An 18,683-nucleotide genomic window follows, 5' to 3' on the forward strand; every position below is an offset into this window, starting at 1 on the left:
CGGGCGATTCGGGTCGGAAAGGCGGGAAGAAGGCTGGGTGCGCGACGCATCAGCCATCCTCCTGCTTCAAAAGCACCATGAAACCCATTAACGCACCGATGAATGCAGGCGACCACGCAGCGAGCACGGGAGGCACCAGATTGGAGCGCCCCAGGTTCCCCGCGAGTTCGGAGCCCACGTAAAGCAAAAATCCGGCGACCACGCCACCTAGAATTGTTCGTCCGAGCCCACCCAGTCGCGCGAACCGCAAGGACGCTGCGGCAGCCACCAGCACCATGGCCATCAGGAGCAGCGGTCTGGCGAGCAGAAGTTGGTACTGCAGCTCGAATCGGGCGCTCGGCAGCCCCGACTTGCGAGCCAGGTCAATGAACTGTGGAAGCTCCCAGAACGACACCTGCTCGGGCATCACGAAGCTCTGCCGCACCTGCTCGGGGGTGAGCTGAGTCGGCAGGCGATAGGTCGCGTGGTTCTCGGGTTCGACGTTCACCGGTGTCACCCGCGCCTTGTGCAGGGTCCAGTAGCCGTCGTTCAGTTCGGCGGTCTCGGCATCGATCCGCCTGAGGAACCCGTTATCCGCGCCATAGACCAGCGCGGTGACCCCGGAGAGCCGTCGGCCGCGCTCCGTCGCGGAGGCCGCATTCATCACCACCTGGCCGCCATTGGTGGCCTGGCGCAGCCAGAAGTCATTGCGTGAATCGGCGCCATAGGCGCGGCCGAACAGCTGCGATTCGAGTTGCATGCCGCGCTCGCGGAAGTCCGAAGCGATCGGATTGTAGAGCGTCGCGGCGGCGATGCCGATGAGGGCGGCCACGGCCAGCGCCGGCGCCAGGAACTGCCAGGCCGACAGGCCGGCGGCGCGCGCGACGACCAGCTCCAGCTTGCGCGACAGGCCGAGGAAACACAGCATCGCGCCGACCAGCACGGCGAATGGCAGCACCACTTCGATGAAGGCCGGCACGCGATAGATCGCCAGGAGCGCGATCAGCTGGGTCGGCGCCCGGCGCGAATCCTCGACCCGCCTCAGCTGCTCGACGAAATCGACGATCAGCACCAGGCCGAACGTGCCGAAAAAGGCGCCGGTCACCGCTCCGGTGAACTTTCGCGTCATATAGGTCGCAAACGTCCGTCCGATCATGCCTGCCCCCCGGAGGCGAAGCGCTCGGTGAAACGTTGGGCGATGCGGTCGGAAAAATCGCTCACGGCGCGGCTGATCGCGGCCGGCACGCGCGGCCTGAACCAGCCGAGCGCCATCGCGCCGAAGATGACGATGCCGGACAGCGGCACGGCATAGACGAACGGCACCGCCCACGCGCGCGTCGCCGCCATGCCGGAAACGGCAAAGCCGATGCCGCGGACGAGCGCCATCGCGACGATCGCCGCAGCGATCGCCGCGCCGCGGCTTTGCCGCGTGGTACGTGCGTGTCCCAGCATGGCGAACGCAATACACATCAGAGCCAGTGGGTAGAGCGGCGCGCTGAAACGATCGTGCAGCTCTTGTCGGAACCGGCCCTGCCACCGCTCCAGCATGGGATCGGCGGGGTCCGGGTTTATCAGTTCGTAGGTATAGCGTTCCGAAGGTCTATAAATGGTTTCCGCGGCCTGGGTCAGTTGCGACAGGTCGAAGGCATAGCGGTCGAACACGACGATCGAGGTCGACCCGTCCTTCACTTCGCGGCGCTGCAGGTTGCCGCGCTCCAGGACGAAGAACGTGCCCTGCGGTTGTTCGCTGATGACGCCGCGCTCGGCGACATAGGTCATCTGCAGGGCCGGGTCGCGGCTGTCGGACACGACGATGCCGAGCAGCACGCCGCCGGGCGCACGATCGCGGATATGAAAGGTGAGGCCGCGGTCGGCCTGGGTGAACTGGCCGGGGCGGACGATGGCGGTCAAAAGGTTTGCCTGCACCTGGGTGAGAAGCTGGCGGAAATAGCGGATCGACGATGGCGTGAGGTAGAGCGCGAGAACGCCGACCATGACCGAGACCAGCACGGTGAGCATGACGAACGGCCGCATCAGCCGGACCGGCGAAACGCCGGCCGCCGCCATGACGATCAGTTCGGAATCGCCGTTCAGCTTGTTCAGGGTCTGGACGATCGCCATGAACAGCGAGATCGGCGCGATCAGGGTCACCAGCACGGGAATGCCGAGGCTGGTCATCAGGAAGAACAGCGCGATCGTCTGGCCGCTATTGGTGACGAGGTCGAGCTGGCGCAGCACCTGGGTAATCCAGACCACCAGGGTGAGAACGAACAAGCCGCCCACGAAGGCGACCGCGGCCTGCCGGAAAATATAGCGTTCGAGCGATTCCATTTCCGGCCCATGCTTGCGGCCGTTGGATGAAGGTCCGCATGTTCTCGACAAAGACGCCTAAGAGGCGATCGTGGCAACGGCGCGGCAAGCTCGCGGCTTCGATTCCAGCTGATGCGTCTCCCCCGCGCCACATCTGCCAGATAGTGTCAAAGTGATGCGCTTGCGCCTGATTCCCATCCGACCCCAAGCTGTGGTTCATGCCAGATATCATCAAGATCACCTTCGCCGCCTTGTCCAGCCCGGCCTCGGGCCTCGCCGTGGTGCTTGTCGGACCCGACCTTGCGCCGGGAGCCCGGACCGCGAGCCTCGTCAAACCCGCCGGAGATATTCTGGCCCGCGCCGCCGCCGCCGATGGCTTTAAAGGCAAGGCCGGCTCGTTCATCGACATCCTGGCGCCCGACAAGCTGCCGGTGACCCGGCTGATCGTTGCCGGCGTCGGCAAGCCGGCGGACTGGAAAGAACTTGAAATCATCAAGCTCGGCGGCACGATCGTCGCGAAGCTGCCGGACGCGGCAACCGACGCAACCATCATCGCCGAGACCGGGCAGGGGGCTCTGAGCCCTGATCAGGCGGCCGATCTGGCGCTTGGCATCCGGCTGCGCTTCTACGCCTTCGACCGCTACAAGACCAAGAAGAAGGACGGCGACGAGGGCGCCAAGAAGCGCCATATCACTTTGCTGGTCGATGACGAAAAGGCCGCGCGCAAAGCCTATCGGGCGCGCGAGGCGGTGGCCGACGGCGTCGATGTCGCCCGCGACCTGGTCAACGAGCCGCCGAATGTGCTGACGCCGCCGGAATTTGCCCGCCGCGCCGGCGCGCTCGGCGATCTCGGCGTCGAGGTCGAGGTGCTCGGCGAGAAGGACATGAAGAAGCTCGGCATGGGCGCGCTCCTGGCGGTCGGCCAGGGCTCGGCCCGCGACAGCCAGTTGGTGGTCATGCGCTGGGACGGCGGCAAGGACGGCGAAGCGCCGCTGGCCTTCATCGGCAAGGGCGTGTGTTTCGACACCGGCGGCATTTCGATCAAGCCCGGCGAGGGCATGCAGGACATGAAGGGCGACATGGGCGGGGCCGCCGTCGTTGTCGGCCTGATGCATGCGCTCGCCGCGCGCAAGGCCAAGGTCAATGCCGTCGGCCTGATCGGCGTGGTCGAGAACATGCCCGACGGCAATGCCTATCGCCCGGGCGACATCCTCACCTCGATGTCGGGCCAGACCATCGAGATCATCAACACCGATGCCGAAGGCCGGCTCGTGCTGGCCGATGTGCTCTGGTACGCCAAGGACCGGTTCAAGCCCAAATTCATGATCAATCTGGCGACCTTGACCGGCGCCATCATGGTGGCGCTCGGGCAGGAGCATGCCGGACTGTTCTCCAACAATGACGACCTGGCCAGGGCGCTGGGCGAGGCGGGTCTGGCCACCGGCGAAAAGGTCTGGCGCATGCCGCTGACGCCGGAATACGACAAGATCATGGACAGCCAGTTTGCCGACATGAAAAATGCCGGTGGCCGTTTCGCCGGCGCGATCACCGCGGCGCAGTTCCTGCAGCGCTTCGTCGACACCACGCCGTGGGTCCATCTCGATGTCGCGGGCACGGCGATGAATTCGCCGAAGACCGACCTCAACCGCTCCTGGGGCGGTGGCTGGGGCGTCAGGCTGCTCGACCGTTTCGTCAAGGACACTTACGAGAGCTGACCTGGGCGCCGGCGCGGCGGCCGGCGCACCGGCCGTCGCGCGGGTTTGGTGCACTGCGGCAATTCTGGCCGCTGGCCATGTCGGGACGGAGGGTCACGACCGTTCCACGACAGGCTATGCTCGGCAGATCCGGAGCCCGAACCCACGTGACCGACGTCTTCTTCTACCACCTGCAGAACCAGCCCCTGGAAAAGGTTCTGCCGACGCTGCTCGAAAAATCGGTCGAGCGCGGCTGGAAGGTTGTGGTCGAAGCGGCCTCGCCCGAACGCGTCGAGGCGCTGGACAGCCTGCTCTGGACCTTCTCCGACGAGAGCTTCCTTGCCCATGGCACGGACCGCGAGGCCGATGCCGCGCTCCAGCCGATCCTCATCACCACCAGGCCCGACCGGGCCAATGGCGCGGCCGTGCGCTTCCTGGTCGACGGCGCGGCGCTGCCCGCCGATGTGGCGAGCTACGACCGGCTGGTGCTGATGTTCGACGGCAATGATCCCGATGCCGTCGATCTGGCGCGTCAGCAATGGCGCGAGGCCAAGGGCGGCGGCCATGCCTGCACCTATTGGCAGCAGAACGATATCGGCCGCTGGGAGAAGAAGGCGTGACCGGTGAGGCACGTCTGACCCCACCCGGCTTCGTCGATCCGAAAGCGCGCTCCGAATTCATCCGCCTCGGAACCATCGTGTTCCTGACCGCGATGACCAATCAGCAGGCGGTGATCCTCGCCGTCGTCTGGCAGGAGGCCGGTTTCAGCCACGCCGACATTGGCATCCTGCTCGGCGTCTATGGCGTGCCGCTGGTGCTGGCGAGCCTGTTTTCCGGGGCCGCCGCCAACCGTTTCGGCCTGCTGCCGACGGTCAGGCTCGGCGCCGTTCTGACCACCTTCGGCCTCGTCAGCCTCTATTTCACCCATGAGTCCTTCGCCGGCTCCTTTGCCTCGCGCATCGTCCAGGGGGCCGGCTTTGCCCTGTTCCACGCGCCGGTCATGACCTACGGCACGACCAGGCTGACCCAGGATCGCTTCATCCAGCTGTTCGGCCTGCTCTCGGCCATGGCGCCGCTGCCTTATGCCTTCGGTCCGGTGGTGGCCGAATATCTGTTCCACGCCTTCGGCCCGCGCACGTTTTTCCTGGCCGGCTCGCTCCCGGGCCTTCTCGCCCTGCCGCTGCTGTGGACCTTGCGGCCGGTCGAGAAAGCCGAGCCGCAGGTCGGCGGCATGCGGGCGCTCTTGTCGTCGGGCCGGATCACGCTGCCGATGATCGCGGCCTGCGTGTTCGGCGCGATGTTCGGTTTCGTCAGCGCTTTCATGGCGCCGGTCATGCTCGAGCGCGGCCTGTCGATCGGTGCCTTCTTCACCAGTTTCACGCTGTCGATCTTCATCGTCCGGCTCGGCTTGCTCGGGCCGCTCGAAACCATCGACCGGCGCCTTGTGGTCGCCGGCGGGGCGGTGGTCCTGGCGCTCGGCCTGACGCTTGCGGCACTCGCCAACAGCCTGCCGATGGCGATCGCCGCCGGCCTGGTCTTCGGCATGGGCCATTCCATTGGCTTTCCGGTTCTGTCCGCCTGGATCTGCGACGGCACGCCGCCGGAAGCGCGGGCGACGCCGCTGGCCCTGTTCAATGCGACGTTTTTCGCCGCGATCTACCTCATCGCCCTGCCGGCCAGCCTGGCGATCGCCCGCTTCGGCTATCCGCCGGTCATGATCGCCACCGCCAGCACCGGCCTGGTCCTGGCGGTTGGCCTGACCGTCGCCTGGTACCGGCGGTTTCGCTGAAGCCGGCGCCTCACGCCGCCTGCCGCCACGGATGCTCAGGGTAATAGCGCGCCATCATCCGGTCGACATAGGCGACCAGGTTGGCATGGGCCTCGGCCCGACGGCGCAGCGGCGTGTCGAAGAACGGCGTCAGAATCTGCGCCAGCATGGCGAAAGCCGTCGCGTCGACGCCGACCGGGTGATCGGCCATCAGATGGTCGCGCTCGCCGAGCAGGAGCGACAGGGCGGCCAGCGAGCGTTCGCCGAGCGCGACGATCTCGGCCGGCGAATGTCTGAGGATGCCGACCGCGTTGAGATTGGCGGTGACCGCCGCCTTGAGGTCTTCGCGCAGCTTGGCGCGGATGGGTTCCGGCGCCTGGTCGAACCAGCGGGCCGGACCCTTGGCGAAATTCGCCGGGTTCAGGTAGCGCTCCGGACAGGCCGTCCAGCCCAGGTGGTTTTCCAGCATCCGCTCGATCGCCCAGGCCTGCGCCCGCTCGACCGGGGTGAGGCCCGCGTCGAAGTCGTGGCCATAGGTCTTTTCGATATGGGCGCGGATGAAGGTCGAATCGGCGATCAGCGCGCCGTTGTCGGCAATGAAGGGCAGCTGTCCCTTGGGTGAGGCCTCGGGCATGGCGAAGTCCTTGGCATAGGCCAGGCCCGCCATCTTGAGCTGAACCTCGGTCTTGGTGACATAGGGGCTGACCTCGGGAAGGCCGAACTGGGCGCCGCCGCCGAACAGGGTGATCATCGGTTTCTCCTGATGTGGAACACCCTCTTGTCCTACTGCCATCCTGCTGCCATCATGGTGTCAGCATCATCACGACGGGCTGTCGTTTCATGAGACCCGCTGACCGGCTGTTCCAGATCATCCAGATCCTGCGGCGCACCCGCAAACCGCTGACGGCGGACGCGATCGCCGCCGAACTGGAGACCTCCAAGCGCACGGTCTATCGCGATATCGCCACCCTGATGGGCCAGCGCGTGCCGATCCGCGGCGAGGCGGGCATTGGTTATGTGCTGGAGGGTGGTTTCGATTTGCCGCCCCTGATGCTGACATCGGTGGAAATCGAGGCGGCCGTGCTGGGCGCCCAATGGGTGGCCCATCGCGGCGACCCGGAACTGTCACGCGCCGCGCACGATCTGATCGCCAAGATCGCCGCCATCGTGCCGGAGCGGCTGCGCTCCTATGTGCTCGAGCCCGCCGCCCGCACGCCGCCGGTCTGGGCCGCGACGCCCGACGCCATCGACATGGCGCAGGTGCGCGCCGCCATCCATGCCGGCCGCAAGGTGCTGATCGGTTATGGCGACGAACACGGCCGGGTCAGCGAACGCAAGATCTGGCCGGTCGCCATCGGCTATTTCGACGCGGTCAAACATGTCGTCGCCTGGTGCGAGACGCGCCAGGATTTCCGCAGTTTCCGCACCGATCGTGTGCTGAGCGCGACCTTCCTCGAAGAGCGCCATCCGGAACGGCCGACCCAGCTCAGGGCCAAGTGGCGCAAGACGCTCGGCAAGGGATGAGACCGGCCCCTAGCTCGCGGCCTCGAGCGCCGCGCTGGCCTCGAGCCAGGCCTCTTCGGCTTCCGCCAGTTGCGCGACCCGCTGGGTGCGGATCCTGGAGGCTTCCGCGGCATTGTTCGGCTGCGCCTTGAAATAGCCGGGCTGGGCCAGGATCCGGTCGATCTTCTGGATATCGTCGCGCAGGCGCTTCATCGACGCCTCGATCTCGGCGACCTTCTTGGCCATGGCCTTGGCTTCGAGCTTGCCGAGCGGCTTGGCTTCGACCGCGACGGCTGGCGCCGGGGCGGCCGGAGCGGCCGATTGGGCCGCCAGCTCGGCGGCTTCCGCCGACGCCTTTTCCGCGGATTTGCCGGTGCCCTTGCCGGGCTTGACCGATTGCGCGGAGCCGCCGCTCAAGACGATCTTGCGGTAATCGTCGAGGTCGCCGTCGAACGGCTGCACGCTGCCGTCGGCGACCAGCCAGAGCCGGTCGACCGTCGCCTCCAGGAGATAGCGGTCGTGCGACACGATCATCACGGCGCCGGGATAGCCGTTGAGCGCCTCGACCAGGGCCGCGCGGCTGTCGATGTCGAGATGGTTGGTCGGTTCGTCGAGGATCAGCAGGTGAGGGCCCTCGAACACCGCAAGCGCGAACAGGAGCCGTGCCTTTTCGCCGCCCGACAGCGCCGAGACCTTGGTGTTGGACCGCTCGCCCGAGAAGCCGGCGCGGGCGGAAGCGGCGCGCACCTTGGCTTCGGCGTCGTTCGGCATCAGCCGCCGGAGGTGCTGGTAGACATTCTCCTCCGGGCGCAATTCGTCCAGCTGGTGCTGGGCGAAATAGGCGATCTTCAGCTTGTCGGCGCGAGTCACGCGCCCGGACATGGCTTTCAGGCGATCGGAAATCAGCTTCAGGAACGTCGATTTGCCATTGCCGTTCGAGCCGAGCAGGCCAATGCGGTCGTCGTCGTCGATCCGCAGGTCGAGCCGCTTCAGGATCGGCTTGTTCTCGGTATAACCGACGGACGCGCCTTCCAGATTGATGATCGGCGGCGACGCCTTGCGCTCAGGCGGGGGAATGGTGAACGGCGCGACGTCGGTCTCGACGATCGCCGTCACCGTCTCCATCTTTTCCAGCATCTTCAGGCGCGACTGGGCCTGGCGCGCCTTGCTCGCCTTGGCGCGGAAGCGGTCGACGAAAGCCTGCAGGTCGGCGCGCCGGTCCTCCTGCTTGCGGATCGCCTTTTCGCGCACCGCCATTTCGATCGCCCGCGACCGGGCAAAGGTCGAATAGGAGCCGCGCCAGAGCGTCAGCTTGCGCTGGTCGAGGTGCAGGATGTGCTCGACGGAGGCATCGAGCAGGTCGCGGTCGTGGCTGATCAGCAGCACGCTGTGCGGATAGGTGGCCAGATATTCCTGCAGCCAGAGCGTGCCTTCGAGATCCAGATAGTTGGTCGGCTCGTCCAGCAGCAGCAGGTCGGGCTCGGCGAACAGCACGGCGGCGAGCGCCACGCGCATGCGCCAGCCGCCGGAGAAGTCGGAACAGGGGCGCAGCTGCGCCTCGGCATCGAAGCCGAGGCCGGCCAGGATCACCGCCGCGCGCGCCGGCGCCGAATGGGCGTCGATATCGACGAGCCGCATCTGGATCTCGGCGATCCGATGCGGATCGGTCGCGGTCTCGGCTTCGGCGAGCAGGCTGGAACGCTCCTTGTCCGCCTGCAGCACGAAGTCGATGAGCGATTGCGGACCGCCCGGCGCTTCCTGGGCGACGCCGCCGATGCGCGCCCGCGACGGCAGCTTGATCGTGCCCTCGTCGGCCCCGTATTCGCCGGTGATCACCTTGAACAAAGTGGTCTTGCCCGTGCCGTTGCGGCCGAGGAAGCCGACGCGCGCATTGGGCGGCAAGGCGACGGAGGCCTTGTCGAGGAGAACGCGGCCGGCCACGCGTACGGTAAGGTCGTTGATCTGCAACATGGCGGTGCTTGTGACGGAGGACGTGGTTCCACGCAAGACGCGCGTGTGCCGGCATGTTAATCTCCGGCGACTGGACTCGACAGGGACAGGCCTCCCGATGAGACCAAGATGGCCGGACGCAAAGGCAGGCGCGGGGCGCGACGCGGTCGCATCGGCCGGGCATTTCAACCAGCTGCCGGTCATCCTCGCCATGGCGCAGCACGGGCACGGAGCGGCGCGCTCGAGCCGCATCGCCGCGTCATCCGGCCGGCATGTTTTTCCTGAACTGCCCATCCATCACGTACGGAGCTTGAGGCCATGCGTGCATTTCCTGCTGCCGGCGCCATCATCGTGATGCTGGTTTCGGCGCCTGACGCCGTCGCCCAGACCATTCGGACGACCGCCACCGAGGCGCATTGGAAATCCGGCGTCGTCCAGCTCGCCATCAAGGCCGACCTGCCCGACGACTGCACGCGGCTGGTGCGGGCGATCGCCAAAGGGGTCACCACGCGGACGCTGGCGGTCGAGGTCACGGTGGTGCGCGAACCGACAGCCCAGTGTGGCCGGTCGGCCGGCCGGGTCGAGCGCAGCTACAGCTACAACTTTCCCGGTATCACCCAGGCCGCCACCGCGGTGACGCTGCGCTTCCTGCGTGACGGACAGGAATTGGGGCGTGAAACCACGCCAATCGCCGCGTCAACCCCCATTCGCAGATGACAATCCGCGCGAATTGCGCCGAATTCGACCGTTCCTCGCCTCTGACTGGTGTTAAGCTCCGTCTGCCTGACCAAAAAACGAGTCGGGCAATGGAGAGGGCCAGTTATGAACGGTTCTATGAAGAAGTATCTTGCCGAATTCATCGGATCGGCAGCTTTGGTGATCATCGGTTGCGGCGCGATCACCTTGGGTGGCCTCGGTGGTGCCTTGGGCAGCGGCCAGCCCTTGGCCTCGCTTGCGATCCTGCCGATTGGCCTGGCGTTCGGCCTGGCGGTCACCGCCATGGCCTATGGCATCGGCCCGGTGTCCGGCTGCCACATCAATCCGGCGGTCACCGTCGGCGCCTGGGTCGCCGGACGCATGCCGACCTCGGAAGTTCCCGGCTATATCATCGCGCAGTTCCTCGGCGCGATCGTGGGGGCGGCCATCCTCTATGTCACGCTGACCGGCAAGACCGGCGGTTATGACGTCGCAACCGCTGGCCTCGGCCAGACCGGCTGGTCGGGTTATTCGATGACCTCGGCGATCATCGCCGAATTCGTCGCCACGTTCCTGTTCGTCGTGGTCATTCTGGGGGCCACCTCGAAGGCCGGCGCGACGCCGGTCGCGGGCCTCGCCATCGGCCTGACGCTGGCCATCCTGCATCTGGCCTTCGTGCCGGTCTCGGGCAATTCGCTCAATCCGTCGCGGTCCTTCGGGCCGGCCCTGTTCGTCGGCGGCACCGCCTTCGCCCAGGTCTGGATGTTCCTGATCGTGCCGACCCTTGCCGGCGCGGTCGCCGGCGCCCTGTTCAAGTCGAAGACGCTGGAAGCCTGATCCGGGCGCGATGCGTCCGGCTTCGCGCCACCTCGCATCCGTCCGGATGCGGGTTCTCCATGCAACAAGAAGGCCCGCCGCTCCGGATCAACCGGGGCGACGGGCCGACTTCGCGCGGGCCGGGTGGGGCGACACAACCCGCGCGACTACTCTTGTGCCTCAGCGGCAGATGCGAACGTCACGCGGGCGGGCGCCCCAGGGGGTCTCGACCCAGCGCCGCTCGACCCAGCAGCGCCGGGGGCCGTAGCCGCCGCCGAAGCCGTAGGGACGATAGTGGTGATGCGGGCGGTAATGCGGGCGATCGCCCCAACCGCCGTGGCGATGATGCGGGCGGTCCCAGCCGCCGTGGCGATGATGCGGGCGATCCCAACCGCCGCCGCCGCCGTAATACTGGACCGGGACATAGGGCCCGGGAGTGGCGACACCGATGCCGATGGACACCTGGGCGTCAGCCTTGGATGGCGTCAACGCCACTGCCGTCAGGGCGGCAAGGCCGACGATGGCGGTGAGGGCGAGCTTGCGCATTATAGTTCTCCAAAAGGCGGCCGCGAGAGGCGGCTTCATTCGGCGGCTTGGCGACATCGCTCAGCCGTTGTGAGAGAAGCTAGCCGCCGCGCGCTGAACGCCTTCTGATCCATCGCTTCATGTTGGGTTCATCGCAGCGCCGTCGGGAAGCCCAAGACGTTGCCGGGCCCAAGACGTTGCCGGGCCCAAGACGTTGCGGGCGGGTTAAGGCACTGCTAGAAGCGCGCCAACCTCATCCCAATCCCCATCTTTTCAAGGAACAGTCGATGGCCATCGAGCGCACCTTCTCCATCCTCAAGCCGGACGCCACCCAGCGGAACCTCACCGGCGGGATCAATGCCCTGATCGAGGCCGCCGGCCTGAAGATCGTCGCCCAGAAGCGCATTCAGATGTCGCTGGCCGAGGCCCGCCGCTTCTATGCGGTGCACAAGGAGCGGCCGTTCTTCGGCGAGCTCGTCGAATTCATGGTCTCGGCGCCGGTCGTGGTGCAGGTGCTGGAGGGCGAGAACGCCATTGCCAAATACCGCGAAGTGATGGGCGCGACCAATCCGGCCCAGGCCGCGGAGGGCACCATTCGCAAGCAGTTCGCGCTGTCGGTCGGCGAGAACTCGGTGCACGGTTCGGACTCGGCCGACAACGCCAAGCTCGAGATCGCCCAGTTCTTCTCCGAGAACGAAATCATCTCGGGTTGATCTTTTTCGCAGGACAGCATGCGTCAAGGCGGGCCCAGGGCCCGCCTTTTTCGTTTCCGCGATATGGCTTAGGCTCGTCATCGATCCCAAGGCCGATCCACGGTCAGGGGCTTGCCAGATCCGGAGCTCCCGATGAATGCGCCGCTGCGTATCGAACGCCGCCAGTCGACCTGCCCGCATGATTGCCCGTCGGCCTGCTCGCTCGATATCGAAGTGATCGACGGCCGGACCATTGGCCGTGTCCATGGCGATGCCAGGCAAAGCTACACGGCGGGCGTCGTCTGCGCCAAGGTCGCGCGTTATGCCGAGCGCACCTACCATCCCGACCGGCTGTTGCATCCGTTGATCCGCAAGGGCCCCAAGGGCTCCGGCGAGTTCCAGCGTATTTCCTGGGACGAGGCGCTCGACATCACCGCCGCCAGGCTGCTCGAGGCCGAAGCCCGCCATGGCTCGGAAACGGTCTGGCCCTATTATTATGCCGGCACCATGGGTTTCGTCATGCGCGACGGCATCAACCGCCTGCGCCATGTGAAGAAATATTCCGGTTTCTTCTCGACCATTTGCACCAATATGGCCTGGTCCGGCTTCATTGCCGGCACCGGCAAGCTCGCCGGCGTCGATCCGCGCGAAATGGCGCTGGCCGATGTCGTGGTGATCTGGGGCACCAATGCGGTGTCCACCCAGGTCAATGTGATGACCCATGCCATCAAGGCGCGCAAGGACCGCGGCGCCAAGGTGGTGGTCATCGACGTCTACAAGACCGATACGATGAAACAGGCCGATCTCAGCCTGGTGGTGAAGCCCGGCACCGATGGCGCGCTCGCCTGCGCCGTCATGCATGTGCTGTTCCGCGACGGCCATGCCGACCGGGACTATCTCGCCCGCTATACCGACGTGCCGGTCGAGCTCGAGGAGCATCTGCGGACGCGCACGCCGGCTTGGGCCGCGGCCATCACGGGCTTGAGCGTCGACGAGATCGAGACCTTCGCCAGGCTGGTCGGCGAGAACAAGAAGACCTTCTTCCGGCTCGGCTACGGCTTCGGCCGCCAGCGCAACGGCGCCGTCAACATGCATGCCGCGTCCTGCATCGCGGCGGTGACCGGCGCCTGGGCCGTCGAGGGGGGCGGGGCCTTCCACAACAACGGCGCGATCTATCATTGGCGCAAATCGCTGATCGAGGGGCTGGATGCCCGCGATCCCAAGATCCGCATCCTCGACCAGTCGCGCATCGGGCCGATTCTCACCGGCGAGCGCCAGGCCCTGAAGCGCCCGGACGGCAGCGACGGGCCACCGGTCACCGCGCTGCTGATCCAGAACACCAATCCGGTCAATGTCGCGCCCGACCAGAGCAAGGTGATCAAGGGGTTCGCCCGCGACGACCTGTTCACCGTGGTGCATGAGCAGTTCATGACCGACACGGCCAGGATGGCCGATATCGTGCTGCCGGCCACCATGTTCATGGAACATGACGATCTCTATGCCGGCGGCGGCCACCAGCACATCATGCTCGGCCTGAAACTGGTCGAGGCGCCCGGCGAATGCCGGTCGAATCACCAGGTGATCTCGGAGCTGGCGAGACGGCTCGGCGCGGAACACCAGGGGTTCACCATGAGCCCGCGCGAAATCATCGACTGGACCCTGCAGCATTCCGGCTGGGGCACGCTGGCCGAGCTGGAAACCACCAATTTCCGCGACGTCCAGCCGAAATTCGAGGACGCGCATTACATCAACGGCTTCGCCTACCGGGACGGCAGGTTCAAGTTCAAGCCGGACTGGCCGAATGTGCCCAACGCCAATATCGGCACGCTCGGGCCCTGGGACAAAATGCCGTCATTGCCCGACCATTGGGAGGTGACCGAGGAGCCGGATGCCGAGCACCCGTTCAAGCTCGCCACCTCGCCCTCGCGCAGCTACCTCAATTCGACCTTCGCCGAGACGCCCTCCTCTAGAAAGCGCGAAGGCCGGCCGGAAGTGATGATCAATCCGGTCGACGCCGAACGGCTGTCGATCGCGCCGGGCGCCAAGGTCGAACTCGGCAATGAGCGCGGCCAGCTGGTGCTGCATGCCAAGGTCACCGACCAGACCCGGCCGGGCACCCTGATCGCCGAGGGGCTCTGGCCCAATTCGGCGCATGAGAACGGCCAGGGCATCAATGTGCTGACCGGCGCCGATGCGGTCGCGCCGTTCGGCGGCGCCGCCTTCCACGACAACAAGGCCTGGATCAGGCCGGTCGGGTGATGCAGGCCTGCACGACGAGCCCTGCATCGAGGTTAGCCGTCCTTCGAGGGTCGCTTCGCTCCCACCTCGGGATGAGGTCTGTTGGGTTTGGCATCGGAGGTGGTGCCGGATGCTCTTTGAGGGGCGAGTGTCGCCAGGAACATCAATGCGATACTCCACCTCCCTCATCCTGAGGTGGGAGCGAAGCGACCCTCGAAGGACGGCCGACCGCTGTGCAAATTCGTCGCATCTGCCGCGAATCAAAAAGCCGGCTAATTGAATGCCCGCCGATTTCCACCTCACGGATCGCTTCAGCGACCCGGTCGCCGTCTCGGGAGAGTCCGGAGCTCAGACCAGCTTATACTCGGTCGCGATCATGCGGAGCGCCTCCGGATAGATCCGGTGCTCGACCGCCAGAACCCGTTTGCCCAGGGCTTCCGCGGTATCACCAGGCAGAACCGGCACTTCGCCCTGCAGGATGATCGGTCCGGCATCCATTTCCGGCACCACGAAATGCACCGTCGCGCCATGCCGCGTCACGCCGTCGGCGAGCGCGCGCGCATGGGTGTCGAGGCCTTTGTAAGCCGGCAAAAGAGCTGGGTGGATATTGATCATCCGCCCTTGCCACTGGCCGACCAGCCAGGGGGTCAGAATGCGCAAGAAGCCGGCAAGGCAGACGATGTCGATGGCATGGCTTTCGAGCTCGGCCTGCACCGCCCGTTCGAAGGCTTCACGATCGCGGCCGAAGCTCTTGTGGTCGACGGTCGCGGTGGCAATGCCATTGGCCGCGGCGAGGTCGAGGCCGCCGGCACCGGGAACATTGGACAGAACCAGCGCGATTTCGGCCGGATAATCCGTGGCCTTGGCGGCCTCGATCAGCGCGGCCATGTTGGAACCGCGCCCGGAGATCAGGATCGCGACGCGCTTGCGGCTCACAGCGCCAGCGCTCCGCTGAAGGTCACCAGCGGCTCTTCCGCCGCGGCAACCACCCGGCCGAGCGTGACCACCGTCTCGCCGGCCTCACGGAAGGTTGCGGCGAGCCGTTCCGCGTCGGCCGGCGCCGTCACCACCACCATGCCGATGCCGCAATTGAAGGTCCTGACCATCTCGGCCTGGTCGAGGCCGCCGACCTTGGCGAGCCAGCCGAACACCGGCGGCACCGGCACGGCCGACAGGTCGACCGCGACGCCGAACCCCTTGGGCAAAACGCGCGGAATATTGTCGACGAAGCCGCCGCCGGTAATATGGGCGAGCGCCTTGATCGCGCCGGTCGAGCGGTGCGCGGCGAGCACGCTCTTGACATAGATGCGGGTTGGCACCAGCAGGGCTTCACCGAGCGATTGTCCCTCGGCGAAGGGCGCCGGCGCATCCCAGCGCAGGCCCGAGACCTCGGCGATCTTGCGCACCAGCGAATAGCCGTTGGAATGGACGCCGGACGAGGCCAGGCCCAGCACGACGTCGCCTTCGCCGACATCCGGCCTGGGCAGCAGCGTACCGCGTTCGGCGGCGCCGACCGAAAAGCCGGCGAGGTCATAGTCACCCTCGGCATAAAGCCCGGGCATTTCGGCGGTCTCGCCGCCGATCAGCGCGCAGCCGGCTTCCCGGCAGCCGAGCGCAATGCCCTTGACCACCTGGGCCGCGGCCTCCGGCGACAGCTTGCCGGTGGCGAAATAATCCAGGAAGAACAGCGGCTCGGCGCCTTGGACCACCAGGTCGTTGACACACATGGCGACGAGATCGATGCCGATCGTGTCATGCCGGTTGGCCTCGATGGCGATCTTGATCTTGGTGCCGACGCCGTCATTGGCGGCGACCAGCACCGGATCCTTGAACCCGGCCGCCTTCAGGTCGAACAGGCCGCCGAACCCGCCGATCTCGGCGTCCGCCCCCGGCCGCGCGGTGGCGCGCACCAGCGGCTTGATCATGTCGACCAGGCGGTTGCCGGCATCGATATCGACGCCGGCTTGCGCATAGGTCAGGCCATTTGAGGTTTTCGGCTTATCGGTCACGTGGCTGATCCCCGTTGAACCGTTCGGATAGCCCGCTCGGGCCCGGCTCGCAACGGCGAAGCGGCCCGAATGGGCTTTTTCCTGTTCGGCAAAGGTCCTGCGTGGCGACGCCGGCTTTCCGGCCAGCCTTGAATATCGGAAGGTTGACCCGGCAAGACCAGAAGCGCATGACCGCGTCATTGGAGGGGTGCATGTCCAAGGAAATTACCGACGATCTGAAGACCGGCGCGCTGATCTATCATCGCCTGCCGCGGCCGGGGAAGTTGGAGATCCAGGCCACCAAGCCTTTGGGCAATCAGCGCGATCTGGCACTGGCTTATTCCCCCGGCGTGGCCGCCGCCTGCGAGGCGATCGTCGCCGACCCGGCGCAAGCCGCCGAACTGACCATTCGCGCCAATCTCGTCGCGGTCATCTCCAACGGCACCGCGGTGCTCGGGCTCGGCGATATCGGCCCGCTCGCCGGCAAGCCGGTGATGGAGGGCAAGGCGGTCCTGTTCAAGAAATTCGCCGGCATCGACGTGTTCGACATCGAGATCGACGCGCGCGAGGTCGACCGCGTGGTCGATGTCATCGCAGCGCTCGAGCCGACCTTCGGCGGCATCAATCTCGAAGACATCAAGGCGCCCGAATGTTTCGAGATCGAGCGGCGCCTGCGCGAGCGCATGGGCATTCCGGTCTTCCACGACGACCAGCACGGCACGGCGATCATCGTCGGCGCCGCCGTCACCAATGCGCTGGCGCTGATGGGCAAGCGTATCGAGGACGTGAAGATCGTCGCCTCGGGCGCGGGTGCGGCGGCCATCGCCTGCCTCAACCTGCTGGTCGAGCTCGGCGCCAAGACCGACAATATCTGGGTCTCCGATATCGAGGGGGTCGTCTACAAGGGCCGCGAGAAGCTGATGGACCCCTATAAGGAGGTCTATGCCAAGGACACCAATGCCCGCACCCTCGGCGATATCATTGGCGATGCCGACATCTTCCTCGGCGTCTCGGCGGCCGGCGTGCTCAAACCCGACATGGTCAAGCGCATGGGCAAGGGCCCGCTGATCATGGCGCTGGCCAATCCCAACCCGGAGATCATGCCCGACGTGGCGCGCGAGGCGCGCCCCGACGCCATGATCTGCACCGGCCGGTCGGATTTTCCGAACCAGGTCAACAACGTCCTGTGTTTTCCCTACATCTTCCGCGGCGCGCTCGATTGCGGCGCCACCGCGATCAACGAGCCGATGAAGCTCGCCGCCGTCCGCGCCATCGCGGGTCTTGCACGCGAGGCACCGTCCGATGTCGTGGCGCGCGCCTATGGCGGCGAAGTCGGCACGTTCGGCGCCGGCAGCCTGATCCCGTCGCCGTTCGATCCGCGGCTGATCCTGCGCATCGCGCCGGCGGTCGCCAAGGCGGCCATGGATACCGGCGTCGCGACCCGGCCGATCGCCGATTTCGATGCTTATCGGACCGAGCTGTCGCGTTTCGTCTTCCGCTCCGGCCTGTTGATGAAGCCGGTCTTCGACAAGGCGCGCGAGGCGCCGAAGCGGGTGATCTATGCCGAGGGCGAGGACGAGCGGATCCTGCGCGCCGCCCAGGTGGTGGTCGAGGAGGGGCTGGCCCTGCCGGTCCTGATCGGCCGTCCCGCGGTGGTCGAGCAGCGGCTCGAGCGTTTCGGCCTGTCGATCCGGCCGGGCAAGGATTTCGAACTGGTCGACCCGCAGTCGGACCCGCGCTATCGCGACTATGTCGCGACCTATCACGAGCGCGTCGGCCGGCGCGGCGTGACCCCGGATGCGGCGCGCACCATCATGCGCACGTCCAATTCGGCGATCGCCACGGTGGCGCTGGCGCGCGGCGATGCCGACGCCATGATCTGCGGCGTCGAGGGCCGGTTCAACACGCATCTGCGCCATATCCGCCAGGTCATCGGGCTCGACGACGATTGCGAGGGACTGGCCGCGCTATCGCTGCTGATCACCTCGAAGGGGCCGCTGTTCATTGCCGACACCCATGTCAACGCCCATCCGACGCCGGAACAGATCGCCAATATGGCGGTCACCGCCGCCGAGCATGTCCGGCGATTCGGGCTGGAGCCGAAGATCGCCCTGGTCTGCCACTCCGATTTCGGCAGCCATGACGATGCCGATGCCGAAACCTTGCAGAAGGCGCTGAAGCTGATCTGGGAACGGGCGCCCGGCCTCGAGGTCGACGGCGAAATGCATGCCGACACGGCGCTGCTGCCGGAACTGCGCGAGCGCATCTTCCCGCATTCCAAGCTGACCGGCGTCGCCAATGTGCTGATCATGCCCAATATGGCTGCGGCCAATACGGCTTTCCAGGTGATCAAGGTGCTCGCCGACGCCCTGCCGGTGGGCCCGATCCTGGTTGGCCCAGCCAAGCCCGCGCATATCCTGACCTCGTCGGTCACCGCGCGCGGCGTCGTCAACATGACGGCGCTGGCCGTTGTCGAGGCCCAGGAAGCCGCGAAATTACCCGCCGGCTGACCGTAGGGCAGTCA

Annotated in this window: 16 protein-coding genes; 9 read left to right on the forward strand and 7 right to left on the reverse strand. The window is 66.3% G+C overall.

Annotated features, from left to right (window positions below):
- Nucleotides 1–49: 49 nt before the first annotated feature.
- Complete coding sequence (gene lptG / locus E8M01_RS29860; RefSeq protein WP_136963487.1) at nt 50–1,135, reverse strand: LPS export ABC transporter permease LptG; 1,086 nt, start codon at nt 1,133–1,135, stop codon at nt 50–52.
- Nucleotides 1,132–2,310: an LPS export ABC transporter permease LptF gene (lptF, locus tag E8M01_RS29865; protein WP_136963488.1), complete on the reverse strand. Its 1,179-nt coding sequence runs from the start codon at nt 2,308–2,310 to the stop codon at nt 1,132–1,134. Before lptF ends, lptG begins: the two co-directional genes overlap by 4 nt.
- Before the next feature lie 197 nt (nt 2,311–2,507).
- Here lptF and E8M01_RS29870 point away from each other — a divergent pair, with 197 nt between their 5' ends.
- The 3 genes from E8M01_RS29870 to E8M01_RS29880 all read left to right on the forward strand — a co-directional run bounded on the left by E8M01_RS29870 (nt 2,508) and on the right by E8M01_RS29880 (nt 5,772).
- Complete coding sequence (locus tag E8M01_RS29870; protein ID WP_136963489.1) at nt 2,508–4,004, forward strand: leucyl aminopeptidase; 1,497 nt, start codon at nt 2,508–2,510, stop codon at nt 4,002–4,004.
- Between the two features lie 146 nt (nt 4,005–4,150).
- Nucleotides 4,151–4,603: a DNA polymerase III subunit chi gene (locus E8M01_RS29875; RefSeq protein ID WP_136963490.1), complete on the forward strand. Its 453-nt coding sequence runs from the start codon at nt 4,151–4,153 to the stop codon at nt 4,601–4,603.
- The gene (locus tag E8M01_RS29880; protein WP_170182134.1) at nt 4,600–5,772 is read left to right on the forward strand and encodes an MFS transporter; all 1,173 of its coding nucleotides are present in this window, start codon (nt 4,600–4,602) and stop codon (nt 5,770–5,772) included. Before E8M01_RS29875 ends, E8M01_RS29880 begins: the two co-directional genes overlap by 4 nt.
- Nucleotides 5,773–5,782: 10 nt before the next feature.
- Here E8M01_RS29880 and E8M01_RS29885 read toward each other — a convergent pair whose 3' ends face one another.
- Entirely contained in the window at nt 5,783–6,502 is a 720-nt protein-coding gene (locus E8M01_RS29885; protein WP_136963492.1) for a glutathione S-transferase family protein, read from the reverse strand.
- A gap of 89 nt (nt 6,503–6,591) precedes the next feature.
- On the opposite strand from E8M01_RS29885, the gene E8M01_RS29890 reads away from it, so the two are divergent.
- On the forward strand, nt 6,592–7,275 hold the full coding sequence (locus E8M01_RS29890; protein ID WP_136963493.1) for a helix-turn-helix transcriptional regulator: 684 nt from the start codon (nt 6,592–6,594) through the stop codon (nt 7,273–7,275).
- A 9-nt stretch (nt 7,276–7,284) separates the two neighbouring features.
- Here E8M01_RS29890 and E8M01_RS29895 read toward each other — a convergent pair whose 3' ends face one another.
- Nucleotides 7,285–9,225 carry an ABC-F family ATP-binding cassette domain-containing protein gene (locus tag E8M01_RS29895; RefSeq protein ID WP_136964898.1) on the reverse strand — a complete coding sequence of 647 codons (1,941 nt, stop codon included), beginning with the start codon at nt 9,223–9,225 and terminating at the stop codon, nt 7,285–7,287.
- A 297-nt stretch (nt 9,226–9,522) separates the two neighbouring features.
- Between E8M01_RS29895 and E8M01_RS29900 the strand changes: the two genes are divergently transcribed.
- Nucleotides 9,523–9,921 (forward strand): hypothetical protein, encoded by a 399-nt coding sequence (locus E8M01_RS29900; protein ID WP_136963494.1) that lies wholly within the window; start codon nt 9,523–9,525, stop codon nt 9,919–9,921.
- A gap of 117 nt (nt 9,922–10,038) precedes the next feature.
- On the forward strand, nt 10,039–10,737 hold the full coding sequence (locus E8M01_RS29905) for an aquaporin (RefSeq protein ID WP_136963495.1): 699 nt from the start codon (nt 10,039–10,041) through the stop codon (nt 10,735–10,737).
- 159 nt (nt 10,738–10,896) lie between these two features.
- On the opposite strand, the gene E8M01_RS29910 is transcribed toward E8M01_RS29905, so the two are convergent.
- Complete coding sequence (locus E8M01_RS29910; RefSeq protein ID WP_246088479.1) at nt 10,897–11,262, reverse strand: hypothetical protein; 366 nt, start codon at nt 11,260–11,262, stop codon at nt 10,897–10,899.
- Between the two features lie 266 nt (nt 11,263–11,528).
- On the opposite strand from E8M01_RS29910, the gene ndk reads away from it, so the two are divergent.
- Together ndk and E8M01_RS29920 are read left to right on the forward strand one after the other, a co-directional pair.
- Nucleotides 11,529–11,954, forward strand: a complete 426-nt coding sequence (gene ndk / locus E8M01_RS29915) for a nucleoside-diphosphate kinase (RefSeq protein WP_136963496.1) — start codon at nt 11,529–11,531, stop codon at nt 11,952–11,954.
- A gap of 132 nt (nt 11,955–12,086) precedes the next feature.
- Nucleotides 12,087–14,192, forward strand: a complete 2,106-nt coding sequence (locus E8M01_RS29920) for a molybdopterin-containing oxidoreductase family protein (protein WP_136963497.1) — start codon at nt 12,087–12,089, stop codon at nt 14,190–14,192.
- A gap of 327 nt (nt 14,193–14,519) precedes the next feature.
- Here E8M01_RS29920 and purN read toward each other — a convergent pair whose 3' ends face one another.
- Nucleotides 14,520–15,107 carry a phosphoribosylglycinamide formyltransferase gene (purN, locus tag E8M01_RS29925; RefSeq protein WP_136963498.1) on the reverse strand — a complete coding sequence of 196 codons (588 nt, stop codon included), beginning with the start codon at nt 15,105–15,107 and terminating at the stop codon, nt 14,520–14,522.
- Complete coding sequence (purM, locus tag E8M01_RS29930) at nt 15,104–16,180, reverse strand: phosphoribosylformylglycinamidine cyclo-ligase (protein ID WP_246088480.1); 1,077 nt, start codon at nt 16,178–16,180, stop codon at nt 15,104–15,106. Before purM ends, purN begins: the two co-directional genes overlap by 4 nt.
- Nucleotides 16,181–16,371: 191 nt before the next feature.
- Here purM and E8M01_RS29935 point away from each other — a divergent pair, with 191 nt between their 5' ends.
- On the forward strand, nt 16,372–18,669 hold the full coding sequence (locus tag E8M01_RS29935; RefSeq protein ID WP_136963500.1) for an NADP-dependent malic enzyme: 2,298 nt from the start codon (nt 16,372–16,374) through the stop codon (nt 18,667–18,669).
- The last annotated feature ends 14 nt before the right edge of the window (nt 18,670–18,683 follow it).

The organism is Phreatobacter stygius (genome assembly GCF_005144885.1).
In the GTDB taxonomy this organism is placed as follows: domain Bacteria; phylum Pseudomonadota; class Alphaproteobacteria; order Rhizobiales; family Phreatobacteraceae; genus Phreatobacter; species Phreatobacter stygius.